Below are 16,327 nucleotides of genomic sequence, written 5' to 3'. Positions count from 1 at the left end.
ACCGTGCTTATCTAATGGAATTTTTATAGCAAACTCCATATAAAACCATATGGACTCATTCTCTTTAATAATCCATAGTGAAGTCATTATGATTTATACATACTTGATGTGTTTTACCTATCCATCTCAGAATATGGTCGTATGATCTCCATATCGGTAAGATGAAAATTGTGGACATTCCCATTAGAGACTTCCACACCACTAACAACGCGCTGCGGTCGGTCATCTAAACTATCATTTGGTAGACTATAGGAAACGATAAACTGCCCCTTATCTGGAAAAATATAAAAATTTGGAGTAATACACCATTTATCGTCAATCAATATCAATGGTGGATCTATAGTGAATTTTTCCCTTCCGAATTCAGATCCTCGTTGGGTGATAGAAATGATACTGGGTTTATGTTTCGCAGAATCATAAACCCAGAAACAGACATTTTCCCCAACCATGCTAACCACAGCTTCCTTATCAAGAAGTAACACATCCCCATATCCTGGACATCCGGTGAGGAATACCAGACTGTAACTCAACAGACTGAAACAAAAAAACAATCTACTTTTCATCACCAGGGGAATCCTCGAAGAGTATTCCTATAAGATTCTCGGATTACACTTTCATGAATATCCCCATCTAAAGTTATATTATGATTGAAGCGCATATCCAGCCACGTTCTATATCCACTCTTTTGTAGAATAAAACTATCCGCAATAATTTGAGCCTGCTGCTCCATAGGGTACTCACTTAGAAGTCGCCCATCCAGTTCATATCGATAACTGACTAACCAACTCACCAGGCCTCTACAAATAACATTCATGCCCTTTTCTCGCTGCCAGACATGGCTCATTTCATGGATAAATAAATGTTGCGAATAGGGTAATGTCTGAGAAAAATCGTCCCGGTACAGATTGCGAAAGTAAATCTCACCGTCAGGCGTCATCGCCGTATTCGAATCCTGTAAATTAAAAGGCAAATAACTTTCCCTGTGGATCCACACTTTATGATACTGGAGAGTGGAACCAAATACAGACTTTGCCAGTTCAATCTCTCCAGATGTAAGTGTTCTGAGACCATCTTCCTTAATATTATTTGGCACTCTCAAACTCCATCATGATGCCCTTGAACTCATCCCAGCTAAGGATCAGAGAGTGTGGTTTTTGCTGCCGGGAAAGATACGTTAACAACTGCTGGCTGAGCACCGGTAAGATCTGTTGATTCAGCAGACTATCAATATTCCTCGCCCCCGTATCCGGTAGCAGGCAAGCGGCGGTCAGGGCATCAAAAAGGTTCTCGGATATCGTCGTGGTGATGCCGTAGTGGCGCAGCAATCGCTGGCTAACCTGATCCAGCTTCATTTGTACAATCGTACGTAACGCCGGTTCACTGAGCGGATGGTAGATAATCGTCTGGAAGCGGGCCAGTAGCGCCGGCTGGAAATGGTCGCGCAAAAGTGGGCGCAGCAGTTCGTGCAACTCAGACTCTGTGGTTTCCGGCTGTTCTTCCAGCCGTTGCATCACTGCATCGCCGCCAAGATTGGAAGTCATCAAAATAACAGTATTGCGAAAATCAATTTCACGACCTTCGCCGTCACGCATGAAGCCACGGTCAAATACCTGGTAAAACAGGTTCATGACGTCGCGATGCGCTTTTTCTACTTCATCCAGCAGTACCACGCTATAGGGGCGTTTTCGCACAGCTTCGGTCAGGATCCCTCCCTGACCATAACCCACGTATCCCGGCGGTGAACCCTTTAGCTGGCTCACGGTGTGCGGCTCTTGATACTCAGACAAATTAATCGTGATCAGCGATTTTTCGCCACCAAACAGAATGTCAGCCAGAGCCAGCGCTGTCTCTGTTTTGCCGGTTCCGCTTGGCCCGGTAAGCAGAAACACACCCTGTGGGCCGTTTTCCGGCGTAAGCCCTGTTTTTGATGCCCGCAGCCGCTGTGCGATAGTATTCAGCGCATAATCCTGCCCGACAACGCGGTTTCCCATCTGGGTTTCAAGCGTCAGCAAATCCGCCTGGGAATCTTTCATTAATGAAGACAAAGGTACGCCGGTCCAGTCGGCGATTACCGTAGCAACGGTGCGCGCGTCTACATCCGGAAACAGTAACGGATGGCCCTGCTGAAGCACACTAAGCTGCTGCTGCAATTCAACCGTTTCCGCCTGACGAGAAATATCACGGCGGCTGGCCAGCAGTTGCTCAGTGAGCGTTAATTCCTGGCCGTACTGGGTTTCACGTTCATCCAGTTCGACAAGCAGACGATTTTCCCGCTGTTCAATGCTGGCCAGCCTTTCACCATGCTGACCATTTCCTACCGCGAGGTCTGCAAGCAATGCCTGCTTTTCAATTTCAAGCGCGGTGATCTCCGACTTCAAACGCGTCAGCGGTTCCGGAACGGTATCAAGGCTCATCCGCACTCTGGCACCTGCGGTATCCAACAGGTCGACGGCTTTGTCGGGTAATTGCCGCCCGGTAAGATAGCGGCGAGAGAGCGTAACGGCGGCTTTAACCGCTTCGTCGGTGATGTGAACGCCATGATGTTCTGCATAGCGTGATTTCAGACCACGCAGCATCAAGCAGGCAGTGTCATCATCCGGCTCATCAACTTTAACCATCTGAAAACGTCGCTCCAGCGCAGCATCACGCTCAAAATACTGTTTATATTCGCTCCATGTGGTCGCCGCGATGGTTCGTAGCTCACCTCTGGCCAGGGCAGGTTTTAGCAGGTTGGCTGCGTCCGCCCCCCCCGCCTGATTTCCGGCCCCGATGATGGTATGTGCTTCATCGATAAAGAGCAGAACAGGCGTTGCCGATTGCTGAACGGCATCAATGATATTTTTTAACCGCTGCTCAAACTCACCTTTCACTCCAGCGCCGGCTTGTAACAACCCAAGATCCAGCGTGCGTAGTGTTACTGATTTCAGGCTATCAGGCACGTTACCTTCAGCAATACGCAGCGCCAGCCCCTCCACCAGAGCGGTCTTGCCGACGCCAGGTTCCCCGACCAAAATGGGATTGTTTTTTCGCCGACGGGACAGCACGTCCACCATTTGCCGGATTTCATTATCGCGACCAAATATCGGGTCGATATCGCCAGCACGCGCTTTCTCGGTCACGTCCAGCGTAAATTTATCGAGCACACCTTGTAACGCTGGCGACAACGTCGACTGAGCCAGGCCAGGACGCACTTCGTCATCTGGAGAAATCTGCGCCAGAGCGGCTTCTTGCTGTCTCTCAGGACGTTCATCCGACTGGACATTTAATAGCGGCAGGAGGCGTTCCAGTTGAGTATGCCCGGCGCTCAAAAGAGGCCACAGGCCGTCACACTTCAATAGTGAAGGCTTTCCTACCAGCGCCATCAGCAGATGTACACCACGTATCTGCGAATTTTCATCCGTTGCGGCACACAGCCACGCTTGTTGCATTAATGAAAGGAGCACATCAGACAACTGTGGACGGCTTTTCACGGAACGAGGCTGAACATCCAGATGCGTCAGCAGCGACTGCCAGAGATTGTCGATATCCCATTCATAACGACGAGCAATGACAGTAATATCGCCCTCTCCCTGCTCCAGCAGCTTGAGTAACCAGTGTTCGGGCGTGATTTCTGCATGCGCGCGCGTCTGGCATAACGATGCCGCTGCTTCAAGCGCCTGAGCACAATAGGGGTTGAGACGTCGTAATAACACTGCTGACTGGTGTTCCATTTGCTTCCTGACTCCCTGTATTCAGGCACGCTACCGCCCGTAGCCGTAATCCAATGCCCATAAGGTAATAAATGACGTTGAAACTCTCTGCTAAACCCCCGTCCCGGATGATCAGCTGAGGGCATAAAAAAACGGATGAGGAAATCCTCATCCGTTAGTGCATTACGCGGTGGTACGCTCGTTCCAGGCGTCAGAATGGATAATGTTGCCATCCTTATACGTCCAGACGACCTTCTCGTAGCGCAGTTCAATCCGTTCCAGGTGGTTATGCTTCTCTTTAGATTGTTCTTTGATGTCGTACATCACAGGGTTTACTTTCACCACTTTCACGTTGTGCAGAGTGGTATTGAAGTATTCCACTTCCTGACCCGCATCATTGATGCGATACCATTTGAACTCTGCCTGACGCAGGGTCTGACCAGTGGTTACAGCCTTGTACAGATACGGGCTGGAAGCATCGATTTCCTTAGTGAAAAGGAACGGGGTATGGATGCGCGTCCCGGTCAACTTACCGGTGTTGTTATCGGTAGGGATGTACAGGTTATGTTCCTGGGCCACGACTTCGATACTGCCCACACGGTCTTTCACATCAACAGAGCCTTTAATATCCGCACCGCCGTCGTCTTTCAGCCAAAGGTAGACTGGAATTGCCATAACTCTTTCTCCATTTTTACTTCGCTAATGCGTCACCGCCTTCCGGTGACGGTTCCTTCATGCCCGGCACCCGACAGGCATCAGCCTGCGGTACCAGACTGATCTCTACACGGCGGTTGGCAGCCCGGCCCTCCGGCGTATCGTTGGTTTTGTAAGGACGTAATTCGCCATAGCCCTGAACGGCAAAACAGCTCTCCGCAACATCACCGGTATCGCGCATCCAGTCGCGAACAGATTCCGCACGTTTGAGAGAAAGCTGCTGATTAGATTTATCGTCACCCACATCATCGGTATGCCCGGCGATGACAATCAGCCAACCGGGCTTAGCTTTGATATTGACCAAAGCCCCAATGAGTACTTTTGTTGAACCTGCTTTTAACGCCCATTTGCCCGTATCAAACAGCGACATACTGTCCAGACGTACGGTTTGCGGGGAGGTCACTTTCGGTTTTTCAGATGGTAGCCAGTCGCTGAGGGCGACCAGCAGAGGCGGAAGCAATCTCATCCCCTGATACAATCCCATTGAAAGAGAAAGGGGTTCACCGCGCTGATACCAGCGATCTAGCCGCTGCGCATCCCGACGAAGTTGATCCTGAGCCTGAATCTTTGGCGCGGCAGGATTACCGCTAAGCTGGCGGTATACCGTCAAATGATCGTTGGTGATCCTGATGAGATGTTGGTTGTTGATAAAGCTGCATGTCATTGCCAGTCCGACAAAAATGCCGCATAACAGACCACTTACGCCCACGGTTCGCTGAAATGCTGTCAGCGCCTGGCGGCGAGATAAAAAAGGCAGCGCTAAATCAGGAAAAGGCAGCAGCTCGGACACTGCAGACGCCGCAGGGGAAAGTGTTGTTTGCGCCGTGACATGCCGTTGCCACAGATTATTTTCGCAGACCGCTAATGAGGTGAAACACACTACCCGTAAAGCAGAGAAAAGAGGCGGAGCATGGCGCTCGGTGTCGCCTTGTAACTTCTGCAGCCATCCCAGTAAATTATCTAACCACACTGCATGTGTAAGATGAGAATGGCGAGCCGGGCGCTCTTGCGAAGAGAAAGGCGCAAAGTCGTCTAATCCCGTAGCCGACTGCACTTCCGCATCCTGAGGCGTACGGATAAACCAACGAACACTCTCATGGCATTGGGGAGTATTCAGCCAACAGCACAGCCAAAACGGTGGTATACCTGATAACCAACGCCGGCTCTGAGCCACTACACGCCGCCAACTGAGCAGCATGTGCTTAAGCGCGTCTTCATCATTATGCCGTTCCGGAGTCAATGCCAACATCACGGAAACGCGCATAAGAAGCCCTGGACGTTGCACTGCTATCTGACGAACCAGAGCAATATAATGCTCCGGGGACTGGACAGATAAATACCAGCCCTGCGAACTCTCGCAAGAATCGCCGCGTCCTGCAAACAAGGGGTCATTATCGCCACACACCAGCACAACAGGCCCACTGAAACTCTCCGGTGGGAGCGGAACTTCATGAGCAGAATGAGCAGACTTCAACCGACCGTGTTGACGCCAGCCATAAACGATCCCTGGAATGGAAAACAGTAAAATAAAGACGGTAAGGCCGCCCCGGACACCCGCACTTAACGGACTAAATCCCCAGACCAGCAACAAAGCCAGCACGGCTGCCAGCACATAGTTAACGATCCCTCGCAACTGAGCCATGTCTTAACCCTGCCCAATAAGCTGAGCAATCTGCCCTTGTAAGACATGAGAAAATATTAACCACAAAGCACCCAACGCCACCGCGCCGACAATCCATGCCAGCCACCAGCGACGCTTTCCGCCAGAAAAGCCGGAAGCCCGCATAATTACTGGCGCATCGTGCATTAACTTAAAAGGCATCGCCTGAGTCGCCAGCGCTTCAAGAACATCTTCACGACGCTCGTCACCTTGCTCACGATAGCGCCCAACAAAACCGAGCGTGATTGCACGATAAAAGCAGGTTAATACGGCGGTATCAGGAACGGGCTCACGTAGTACGGTACGGATGCGCTCCCAGAGCTCTTCTCCTGCATTGGTGGTGTTGAAAAAGCGGGCCTGTAAAGGTGTCGCAAGCCAGGTAATGTAACCGCTATCCTGCCGGTTGCGGTTCAACACGCTTTCGTCCAGTAACGCACATTGCGTGTAGAGCATGTGTTCAACGCTGTGTTCGCTGTACCCCATGTCACGCAATGTCTCACGCGCAGAATCAACCCATTGGCAGGCCCGGCGATAGAAAGCCGCCCCATCATCGACTTCCACCCCGCCACGTAACTGGCTGACAGCAAGCCAGGTTGGCCAGAACACCTGATCAATATCCCTATTCATTTATTTCAATCCCTTAATACAGCGAAAAGCTCAAGTTGAATCTCTCCCAGCGTTCCCGGCACATAGAAAGCGCAATTACCGGCATCCAGCATGGCCTGGGCTGCTGGATGATTAATCTCAAGAGCAAAGTATTGATTTTCCAGTCGTAACGGGATGGCTGCGGGTACATGCGTCAGCGGTTTTAATGGAATACCGCTCAGTGCCACATTGACGACATCAGAGACATCTGCCCGGCTCCCTGCTTTACAGAGCTGTGGGAATTGTGTAAGGAGGACATGCGCAGGAAGATCCGAACGAACGGAAAGGTAAAAATCAGCGCCTTCACGCAGTCGGGCATCCGACAACGCGCCGTACCAGAACTGTCGCTCTTGCGTCAGTTCAATAGCGACAACGCGAGATGGCAGGCTGGCTTCCAGCAGTTCCACCAGCAGTGCAAACAGTGGTGGGAATACCTGCTGCGGATTTGCGTGCTGGTATGGCGGTACAACGCTGACATCATTGTCTAATGAAAAAGTCAGCAGGCTACCCGCTAGCCGCGCTAGCTCGCGCCACAAAAGTTCGGGGTGACGGCCTGGGTTTTGCAGCATTTCTTTCAGAACTGGCTCCGAGCTATTAAGCGCATTCAGCAGCCAAAACAACGAAACATCTGCTACCGCAAAATCCGCCATTCGTTCGTTACTTTCTCGGCGCAAGGCCATCAGGCGGCGACAACGAGCCTGGATACGATGCACCAAATCACTGAGCGAATTGATTAATGAGGGGCTGGCTGAGAGTGAAAGCGCTGGGGGTAAAAAATCGCGTCCCAACTCCCATTGCCCCTGAGCATTACGAATAAGGCAAGCTACCGGGCAAGTCAGGTAAGCGCTGTTATCGTCATGGGCATAGCGGAGGGTGATAGCATGCCGCAGCACTGCCATATCAGTCCGTTCCTGACCTGCGAGATCCTGCACTGGCAGCCATTCCTGCTGCCAGCGACACGGACGGCTAACGCCGTTGCCTGATGAAAGATTGCCGCCATTAGCTGAAAGCAGCGGTAACGCCAGCACGATATCAACGCTGCTGTAACCAGTAAGATGCGATAAATCACACGCCGGAGGCAGGTTATCTGAAATTCCTGTATCCACTAACGTACCGTCAGGAAAGCGCACAACCAGATTAACGGGGTTCAAACGGGAAACCGTTAGCGCACTTTCATCAAACTCCGCGCTGATGACGCCCCACGGTGATGAAAGTGACATGTGAGCAACAACGTCAGCTACATAGGCATCCCAACGTGCCTGTTGCTGAAACTGCTGGGGAGCCAGAAAGGCCCCCTCGCTCCATAACGGACGATAGATCTTCATCGCACCTCCTGTGCACTGCGTCGTTAAGATTTCGACTTAGGCATTTGTGAAACTAACGACAAGCTGACGTCCATACCTTCAACCTGGAAATGCGGAATGGCATACAGGCGCACACGGAAGAAACCGGGGTTATCCTCAATATCCTCCACCACGACACGCCCATCACGCAGCGGGTGTGATGCCTGCAAGTCATCGCCAGGATCGGTCATTTCGGTTACCAGACTGCGCAACCAGTTATTAAGTTCAAGCTCAAGCAAGCGGCGATCTTTGGTCGTCCCAATATTTTCTCGCTGCAGTATTTTCAGGTAATGAGCGATACGAGAAAGCAGGAAGATATACGGCAAACGAGAGTTAATCCGACTGTTAGCCGTCGCTTCCGGGGTATCAAACTGCGCAGGTTTCTGAGCCGAATTAGCAGAGAAGAAGCAGGCGTAATCACGATTCTTATAATAAGAAAGCGGAATAAAGCCAAGATTGGCGAATTCAAACTCCCGGGTTTCCGGAATCATCACCTCAGACGGAATCTTCACCTGATTACCCGTACCCAGATCGTACAAATGGATAGGCAAATCTTTAACTGCGCCGCCCGCCTGTGGCCCACGGATCTGGACGCACCAGCCGTTCTTGATAAAACTTTTCACCATGTTCACAGCGAAAGAGAAAGATGCGCTGGTCCACAGGTATTTTTCGTGATCCGGCCCCTTCACCTCTTCAACATAGTTGAAGCTACGTACCGGCACGGTATCAGGACCATACGGCAGACGACCCAGTACACGCGGCATAGTCAGCCCGATATAGCGTGAATCGTCGCTATCACGAAATGCTTTCCACTTAATGTATTCAGCACGTTCGAAATAATCATTGATGTCTTTTATGGCCGCGACTTCTTCCATATTTTCCTTCAGGAAAAATGTCGGGCCAACGGAACCAATGAACGGCATATGACAGGCTGCCGACACGCCAGAAATATTGCGCAGCAGTGCAATATCCTGCGGGCTGTTATCAAATTCGTACGCTGAAATCATTGCCGCAATGGGTTCGCCGCCAGGCTGATCATATTCTTCAATATAAACATGACGGTATAACCCGCTCTGGATAAGCTCCGGCGCGTCGTCAAAATCATCACGTAACGCATCCTTGCTGATATCCATCATTTCTACCCGGACATTTCGACGAAAGTCGATGCCGGTGATCATCGAATGTAAACCGCGCCAGAGCGATTCTTGCTTCTGAAACTCAGCATGATGCATGACTTCATTTACCTGATCGCTAATCTGCTTATCGAGGCGCGCAATTTGTTCATCAAGCAGCGTTTTATCCAGGCGCTCTACAGGCTGTGCGGCGTCCGCCAGACATGAAACCAGAACCTGAATAGCTGCGGTCACGCGTTCAGCCGGAGCGGCATCAGAAAGCGCTTCATCGCTCTGCCACGCATCTACATTTTTTAATGCCGAAACCGGGGAAAGATTAATTTTGTCAAAGAGGGATTGATAAACGCTACGTTCACTGGTCGTAGTGGCCGCGACTGAAGAGGTATGTTCCTGAACAGACATCAACATATTCCTTATTATGATCCTTTACTATTCCTGCCAATTAAGCGGAGGAAACCCTGTATAGCGTTAAATCTCTTCTGGCATCATGGTTGCCAGTTCATCACGCAGTTCCTGACTCAGGGCTGGATCCTTAAGGATGGTTTCCAGCTCGCGACGAAAAGCAGCGTTATCAAGTAAGTTAGATTTCAGGTCACGAAGTAAGTTACGCATTGCCAACAGAACGCGTAATTGTGGGATATTTCTAGCTACCTGCTCGGGCTCAAAATCGCGGATATTTTTAAAGGTAAGATTAATATCGTCTTTTCTACCATCACCAGCTAACGTATTTTTAACACTCAGATTAACGACTGGTGAGAACTTAGCTAACACATCGTTGAAATTATTCTTATTAATATCAACCTTTTCGCGTTCCGATAGCGGTCGTTGTTCTCTACCATTACTGAAATCACCCACGGTCAAAAGTTTTAACGGCAATTCAACCTTTTTCTGAACGCCTCCGGTATGTAAATCTAACTTGATATTAACGCGTGCCGTCGGCACTTCATTCTGAAAACTGTCACCCATACATCCCTCTCAGACCGGCGATTCCTGCCGATATTTTGCGTTTCCTAACGGAGCATTTTCCAATCGCTCAACGAGTCTCATACAACGTCATTTCTGTGGGCAGTCAACAACGACTGTTAATGACAATTAATGATTATAATTAGTGTGACGATGTAATCCGATATATTCTCTAATAGAAAACATGATCAATATCACCAATCAATCAAATAATACATCAGTATTATTTATTTAAAAGAGAGATCAAGAAGCACTTTATCTAATACAAACAACAGGAATTAATTAACGTTAAATGCATTCACTGAATAAATGTATTTTTATTTTGAAATATTACCAATGGGAATACTTACCATTATATGTATAGGCCACGTCATTTATTAAAACATAATCAAAATCAATTTAACTATAAATAAAGAAAGCCGAAGATATACTTCGGCTTTTCACACCTCATTCCGGATCACGCAGAAAGATTACGCTTCCTTCACCACAATCAACGGCTCGATATCGCTCTCTTTTTTAATCACCAGCGACTCGTCACCGCGCAGGCAGGTCCCGCCGTAGTTACCACCTACGGTGAAGGTACAGACCTGAATATATTTACCAGCAACCTTTGGCAGACACCAAAGTTGCTGATAAATGTTCTTCTGCTCGGCAAACTTACCGCTGGTTTTATCCAGCAACTCTTCCTGATGACTTACCAGATCGATGTTGCTGCCACAACGTCCTGCAATAGGTTTCACCGCATAACCCGTTTTCGCCAGCTCATCATTCACTGTGAAATCCGTATCAAGCAGATAGCGATGATGAGGGAATAGCTGCCACAGAATCGGTAGAATCGCTTTGTTCCCAGGAATCACTGTCCACAGTGGTTCAAATACCAATACTTCCGGGCGCAGCAACACGTCTATCAAGCGCACTTCCTGCTGGGTATGTCCGGTACGAATCGGCACCGCGGCGTACTCCGTTTCGCTGACCTCTCGCACCTGCTCAATCGCGGTTTCCCATGCCCAGGTTTTCCAGACACAGTTCACCAGACGACCATCACCGTCAATCAACTGACCGGCGTCATCCCAACGTAGCTCATCGAGGCCACGCAGAATTTTGCTGTCAAACCCGGCCTGACGCAGCGCCTGCTGCATAAACTGCGCGTGATAGTTTTCCTCGATATCCTTATCCTGCATGATGTGGACAAACGGACGTGCGCGGCTGTGCTTCCAGGCCCCCGCCAGTTCGTTGATCAACCCTTCAGCCGGGTTGTGTCCCTGCCCTGTGTAGCCACGCTCGGCCCATCTTTCGAGGATCAGACCGGCTTCGGTATGGCAGGATGCGGAATCGGCGTTGTACTCGTACACTTTCAACCCACGCTCATCCATACAGAAATCCATACGCCCCGTAATCATGTGATGCCGACGCCGTTGCCAGGAAAGACGCAGGCGTGGCCAGAGGATTTTCGGGATATCAAACAGCGCCAGCAGATTATCGTCTTTTAGCACTTTGTCGGTTGCGTGCAGATACATCAGGTGCAGCTCGTTGGTCGCTTTAATCAGCTCCTGCTCTGCACTTTCGGTAATCGTGAAGTACTGATGCGGATCCTGATTAATCACATGACCGTTCGCCAGCACGTAAGCTTTTTGCAGCGGGTCCTGCTCATCGAGCCACTTACCGTCAAACTGCCCGTTATCTTCCAGTCGTGCGCCGCCAATTTTTAGGGAGTCATTGGCGATCTCCGGCTGCGGCAGGCTGTGGCGAGTGTCGTCAGTCTGGATCATCCAGCCAAGGATGGTGGTGTCATCAAAAGTGTCACGCAGCGTGTAACAGCCATTTTCCACTACCATTTCCAGCTCGCGTGTCCACTGCTGCCCTGGGGGCAGCGGCGTATGGATCACGTTCTGCTCGGCAATACGGATTTTGTTTTCCAGCAATTGGGTGACGACCGCCACATGGCCGGTGTCTTTAAATTCGCCGCCTTTCTGCCAGATAAGCAGAGCACCTGCAACCGGCGCACGAGGCGAACCATTCGGGAATGCCTGTAACGGCAGGATGTTGTCATTCACCACTTCACGCAGGAAGCGCAAGGAGAAGATCTCCCAGGCCATGCCCACATCGGTGAAGACCATGCCATAGTTGAGGAAGAGAAAACGGCGTGCAAATTCTACGCACTGCCATTTGTGGCCCATATATTCGTCGTCGATATAGCTACGAAAAGCAGCATCATCGTCGTAGTCCCGTGGGTCGAGGGAGCTGTAATCTGAAGAGTAGATTGCTACGCCGCCTGGGGCGTAGCCCAATAATGTCCCGAATGGGGCATCCTGACTGGTCGTTCCTTTGCTCATGCACCTTACCTCAAAACAATACAGCCTGAGCAGGTTGGCGTGAATTTTTCGCTCTGATTGCCTGCTCTGCGACACTAACCGGACAGAGGTCGACCTATCATACACCTCAACGCAGCGGCTGGCGCTCAGAGGCGAAAAATTCACAGCAGGAACTACGCCTTCTTCAACGTCACCGGTACGCTTTTATACGCCGGAGTTAAGCTTTCAGTGTCTACCGCATCCAGTGACAACAACACATTCGCTTCCGGCAGATAAGCACCAATTGAGCCCGCGGCCATGTTGTAAATCACCACCGTTAACCCGTACATCACGCGATCGGCACAGGGCAGCCCGTTATCGTCCAGCGCCTGAACGTTGACCACATCCCCCTGACTCAGGCCGCGAGCCGCTGCTTCAGTGGCACTCAAAAACACCACGTCGCGCCGACCGGTAATGCCACGATAGCGGTCGTTCATGCCATAGATAGTGGTGTTGTATTGATCGTGACTGCGCAACGTCGCCAGAACCAGCGCATCCGCAGGTTGGTTTTCCCGCACCACGGCCCGTTGGCGGCTGACGATAAAGTTGGCTTTGCCATTCTCCGTGCGCCATTCACGGCGTGAGGCTGGTGTATCCATACGAAATCCGCCTGGCTCGGTAATACGCGCGTTGTAGTTGTGGAATGCCGGAATCACGGCTTCAATGGCGTCACGGATCAACGCGTAGTCCCCGGTTAATGCTTCCCAGTTTACCGGCGAAAGCGGCAGCGTGGCGCGTGCCATTGCCGCCACAATTGCCGGTTCAGACTTTAACCATCGCGAAGCGGGTTTCAGCCCACCACAGGAAGCGTGGACCATCGACATTGAATCCTCGACGGTCACCGACTGAATGCCTGTCGCTTGCAGATCGCGTTCCGTTCTACCCAATGCGGGTAGCAGATAGTTATGTTTAGCCAACAGCAAATGCGATCGATTGAGCTTGGTTGCGATATGGACCTGCAGATCCAGCTTTTTCATCGCGGCGAAGGTACGCTGTGGTTGCGGCATAGCCACCGCCAGGTTTCCCCCCATGCAGATAAGCGCTTTCGCCTCTCCCCGCTCAATTGCCCGAATACTCTCCACGCTGGAGCGACCATGCTTACGCGAAACGGTGATAGAGAAATGCGCTTCCAGGCGTTGCAGGAAGTCTTCTGATGCCGCCTCGTTGATCCCCACCGAACGATCGCCCTGCACATTAGAATGACCGCGCAGCGGGCAGATCCCTGCGCCCTGCTTGCCGATATTGCCTTTCAGCAACAGCAGATTGATCAATTGCTGAACGTTCTCAGTACCGTTTTTATGCTGGGTGATCCCCAGACCGTAGCAGATGATAGTTGCGCGGGACTTGCTGTAACTGTGCGCCAGGTCTTCCATCTGGCTACGCGTCAGGCCGGAGTCCACTTCCAGCGCCGCCCAGCTACACTGGCGTAGATCGTCATACAGCGCCGAATAGCCTTCGGTATGCTCATCGATAAAGGCATGATCGAGACAAGGTTGTCTGTTCAACAATATCCGCGCTTCATCCATTTCGATCAGCGCCTTCATGATGCCTTTAAGCAATGAGGCATCACCGCCCATTTTGACCTGGTAGTAGTCGCTGCTGAGTTCCGTTGCCTGGCCGGTGAACATCTCTTTCGGACTCTGCGGGAAGCTAAAGCGCTCAAGCCCTCGTTCGGTCAGCGGATTGATGGAGATAATCTTAGCCCCGCGTCTGGCAACATCGCGCAGCGTGGTGAGCATGCGCGGATGGTTCGTGCCAGGGTTGTGCCCAATACAAATCACCAGATCGCAATGGTCAAAATCATTGAGCTCAACGGTTCCTTTCCCAAGGCCAATGGCCTGTGTTAACCCTGCGCTGGTAGGACCGTGGCACATGTTTGAGCAATCAGGGAAGTTGCTGCTGCCGTATTCACGGGCAAAAAGTTGGTACAGGAACGCAGCCTCGTTGGACGTTCTGCCTGAGGTATAAAACTCAACCTGTTCAGCGGAATCATAGCTGCGCAAGCGCTCGCCGATTTCCTGAAACGCGATATCCCAATCCACCGCCTGCCAGGTGTCTGATGCGGCATCGTATTTCATTGGATGCGTCAGACGACCGATATTTTCCAGCTCATAGTCGCTGTAGTGCCAGAGCGTGGAAACCGGGTGACGGCTGAAAAATTCCGGTGACGCTTTCTTGCGGGTTGTCTCCCAGGAGACCGCCTTAACGCCGTTTTCGCACAGCTCCATTGGCGCACGATGCCCGGGGTCCGGCCACGCGCAGCCCGGACAATCGAACCCTTTCACCTGGTTCATTTTGAACATCGCGATAATGTCGCGAGCAACAGCTTTTTGCGAAAACACCGAAGCAGTGACGGCTTTTACCGCGCCCCACCCACCTGCCGGGCCCTGATAACCGCTAACTCCTGGAACACCATTTTTCATTGTTACTGCTTACTGACCGCCAATTATTGATGGTGAGTACGGTAGCAATTTCCGTCCAATATTGATTTCCTCTTCATGGAGTACAGCCTGGGTACAATGAACGGATTAGTTTTATCTTCCCCTTTCAGCATAAAGCGACATAAAGTCCCAATCTGTTAAATTGAGTTCTACCTAGCTGCTACACTGCTTCAACACAACCACTCAGAAGGCAGGTCAACATGTCAGACAACACTTATCAGCCCGCGAAAGTCTGGACGTGGGAAAAATCAAACGGCGGTGCATTCGCCAATATCAACCGCCCGGTTTCCGGTGCAACGCACGAGAAAACGCTACCGGTCGGCAAACATCCGTTGCAGCTGTACTCGCTGGGTACGCCAAACGGTCAGAAAGTGACGATTATGCTGGAAGAGTTGCTGGCGCAGGGCGTCAAGGGGGCGGAATACGATGCCTGGATCATTCGCATTGGCGATGGCGATCAGTTCTCCAGCGGCTTTGTTGAAGTGAATCCAAACTCTAAGATCCCGGCGCTGCGCGACCATTCACAAAACCCGCCGGTACGTGTATTTGAATCTGGTTCGATCCTGCTCTATCTGGCGGAAAAATATGGTTACTTCCTGCCGCAGGATTTGGCGAAACGTACCGAAACGCTGAACTGGTTATTCTGGCTACAGGGTGCGGCTCCCTTCCTCGGTGGTGGTTTTGGCCACTTCTACAACTATGCGCCGGTTAAAATTGAGTACGCAATCAATCGCTTCACCATGGAAGCCAAGCGTTTACTCGACGTGCTGGATAAGCAACTTGCACATCATCAGTTTGTGGCGGGAGATGAGTACACCATTGCCGATATGGCGGTCTGGCCGTGGTTTGGCAATGTGGTATTGGGGAATGTCTATGATGCGGCAGAATTCCTTGATGCGGGTAGCTACAAGCACGTTCAACGCTGGGCAAAAGAGATTGCAGCACGTCCGGCAGTTAAGCGTGGTCGCATTGTAAACCGCACTAACGGACCGTTGAATGAGCAGCTTCATGAACGCCATGATGCCAGCGACTTCGATACCAATACCGAAGATAAACGTCAGGGTTAACGCAAAATGCCGGATGGCGACGCCGGGGCGTCGCCATCCGGCATAAAATCACGCGCTGGTAACGTCATACTCCATGCGGCGAAGTGCATCCAACGTGAATTTAGCTTCATCTTCATCAATGATGCTCATGGCGAACCCTACGTGCACCAGCACCCATTGCCCGACCAGTTCGGCAGGCTCGCCTTCACATATCAGGGCAATATTAACATCACGCTTGATGCCGCACACTTCAACCTGCGCAAGCTGGTGAATATCTTCACCAACGGCCAGAACCTGACCAGGGACTCCAATACACATATCTGACTCCGCCCCATAGCAACC

At 51.1% G+C, this 16,327-nt stretch carries 13 protein-coding genes; 1 reads left to right on the top strand and 12 read right to left on the bottom strand.

Annotated features, from left to right (window positions below; genetic code table 11):
* Positions 1 to 113 precede the first annotated feature (113 nt).
* From HV261_RS06495 to HV261_RS06445, 11 genes are all read right to left on the bottom strand, one after another.
* A complete protein-coding gene (locus HV261_RS06495) occupies positions 114 to 563 on the bottom strand; it encodes a putative T6SS immunity periplasmic lipoprotein (RefSeq protein ID WP_096755695.1) in 450 nt (149 codons plus the stop codon).
* Positions 563 to 1,093 (bottom strand): type IV secretion protein Rhs, encoded by a 531-nt coding sequence (locus HV261_RS06490; protein ID WP_202037762.1) that lies wholly within the window; start codon positions 1,091 to 1,093, stop codon positions 563 to 565. Before HV261_RS06490 ends, HV261_RS06495 begins: the two co-directional genes overlap by 1 nt.
* Positions 1,083 to 3,710 carry a type VI secretion system ATPase TssH gene (gene tssH / locus HV261_RS06485; RefSeq protein WP_202037761.1) on the bottom strand — a complete coding sequence of 876 codons (2,628 nt, stop codon included), beginning with the start codon at positions 3,708 to 3,710 and terminating at the stop codon, positions 1,083 to 1,085. The genes HV261_RS06490 and tssH overlap by 11 nt, the downstream gene beginning before the upstream one ends.
* 162 nt (positions 3,711 to 3,872) lie before the next feature.
* Complete coding sequence (gene tssD, locus HV261_RS06480) at positions 3,873 to 4,364, bottom strand: type VI secretion system tube protein TssD (protein ID WP_137382591.1); 492 nt, start codon at positions 4,362 to 4,364, stop codon at positions 3,873 to 3,875.
* 16 nt (positions 4,365 to 4,380) lie between these two features.
* The gene (locus HV261_RS06475) at positions 4,381 to 6,045 is read right to left on the bottom strand and encodes an OmpA family protein (protein ID WP_202037760.1); all 1,665 of its coding nucleotides are present in this window, start codon (positions 6,043 to 6,045) and stop codon (positions 4,381 to 4,383) included.
* 3 nt (positions 6,046 to 6,048) lie between these two features.
* Positions 6,049 to 6,690, bottom strand: a complete 642-nt coding sequence (gene tssL, locus HV261_RS06470) for a type VI secretion system protein TssL, short form (protein WP_202037759.1) — start codon at positions 6,688 to 6,690, stop codon at positions 6,049 to 6,051.
* A 5-nt stretch (positions 6,691 to 6,695) separates the two neighbouring features.
* Entirely contained in the window at positions 6,696 to 8,033 is a 1,338-nt protein-coding gene (tssK, locus tag HV261_RS06465; protein ID WP_202037758.1) for a type VI secretion system baseplate subunit TssK, read from the bottom strand.
* Between the two features lie 23 nt (positions 8,034 to 8,056).
* Positions 8,057 to 9,586, bottom strand: a complete 1,530-nt coding sequence (tssC, locus tag HV261_RS06460) for a type VI secretion system contractile sheath large subunit (protein ID WP_137382587.1) — start codon at positions 9,584 to 9,586, stop codon at positions 8,057 to 8,059.
* A gap of 66 nt (positions 9,587 to 9,652) precedes the next feature.
* Entirely contained in the window at positions 9,653 to 10,150 is a 498-nt protein-coding gene (gene tssB / locus HV261_RS06455) for a type VI secretion system contractile sheath small subunit (RefSeq protein WP_202037757.1), read from the bottom strand.
* 467 nt (positions 10,151 to 10,617) lie between these two features.
* A complete protein-coding gene (gene gss / locus HV261_RS06450) occupies positions 10,618 to 12,480 on the bottom strand; it encodes a bifunctional glutathionylspermidine amidase/synthase (protein ID WP_137382585.1) in 1,863 nt (620 codons plus the stop codon).
* 152 nt (positions 12,481 to 12,632) lie between these two features.
* Positions 12,633 to 14,921, bottom strand: a complete 2,289-nt coding sequence (locus tag HV261_RS06445; RefSeq protein WP_202037756.1) for an FdhF/YdeP family oxidoreductase — start codon at positions 14,919 to 14,921, stop codon at positions 12,633 to 12,635.
* A 218-nt stretch (positions 14,922 to 15,139) separates the two neighbouring features.
* Here HV261_RS06445 and yghU point away from each other — a divergent pair, with 218 nt between their 5' ends.
* Complete coding sequence (yghU, locus tag HV261_RS06440; RefSeq protein WP_137382583.1) at positions 15,140 to 16,006, top strand: glutathione-dependent disulfide-bond oxidoreductase; 867 nt, start codon at positions 15,140 to 15,142, stop codon at positions 16,004 to 16,006.
* A 48-nt stretch (positions 16,007 to 16,054) separates the two neighbouring features.
* Here the strand turns inward: yghU and hybG are convergent, their stop codons facing one another.
* On the bottom strand, positions 16,055 to 16,303 hold the full coding sequence (gene hybG / locus HV261_RS06435) for a hydrogenase maturation factor HybG (RefSeq protein ID WP_048213216.1): 249 nt from the start codon (positions 16,301 to 16,303) through the stop codon (positions 16,055 to 16,057).
* Between the last annotated feature and the right edge of the window lie 24 nt (positions 16,304 to 16,327).

This window comes from Citrobacter sp. RHBSTW-00671 (assembly GCF_014103415.1).
In the GTDB taxonomy this organism is placed as follows: Bacteria; Pseudomonadota; Gammaproteobacteria; order Enterobacterales; family Enterobacteriaceae; genus Citrobacter.
Note: the sequence above shows the minus strand (reverse complement) of the source record. Positions and strands in the feature narration are given on the sequence as shown.

Coding starts and splice junctions, on each gene's coding strand:
- tssL (WP_202037759.1), bottom strand. CDS start 6,690: ATGAATAGGGATATTGATCAGGTGTTCTGGCCAACCTGGCTTGCTGTC.
- tssD (WP_137382591.1), bottom strand. CDS start 4,364: ATGGCAATTCCAGTCTACCTTTGGCTGAAAGACGACGGCGGTGCGGAT.
- yghU (WP_137382583.1), top strand. CDS start 15,140: ATGTCAGACAACACTTATCAGCCCGCGAAAGTCTGGACGTGGGAAAAA.
- tssC (WP_137382587.1), bottom strand. CDS start 9,586: ATGTCTGTTCAGGAACATACCTCTTCAGTCGCGGCCACTACGACCAGT.
- hybG (WP_048213216.1), bottom strand. CDS start 16,303: ATGTGTATTGGAGTCCCTGGTCAGGTTCTGGCCGTTGGTGAAGATATT.
- tssB (WP_202037757.1), bottom strand. CDS start 10,150: ATGGGTGACAGTTTTCAGAATGAAGTGCCGACGGCACGCGTTAATATC.
- tssK (WP_202037758.1), bottom strand. CDS start 8,033: ATGAAGATCTATCGTCCGTTATGGAGCGAGGGGGCCTTTCTGGCTCCC.
- gss (WP_137382585.1), bottom strand. CDS start 12,480: ATGAGCAAAGGAACGACCAGTCAGGATGCCCCATTCGGGACATTATTG.
- tssH (WP_202037761.1), bottom strand. CDS start 3,710: ATGGAACACCAGTCAGCAGTGTTATTACGACGTCTCAACCCCTATTGT.
- HV261_RS06495 (WP_096755695.1), bottom strand. CDS start 563: ATGAAAAGTAGATTGTTTTTTTGTTTCAGTCTGTTGAGTTACAGTCTG.
- HV261_RS06445 (WP_202037756.1), bottom strand. CDS start 14,921: ATGAAAAATGGTGTTCCAGGAGTTAGCGGTTATCAGGGCCCGGCAGGT.
- HV261_RS06475 (WP_202037760.1), bottom strand. CDS start 6,045: ATGGCTCAGTTGCGAGGGATCGTTAACTATGTGCTGGCAGCCGTGCTG.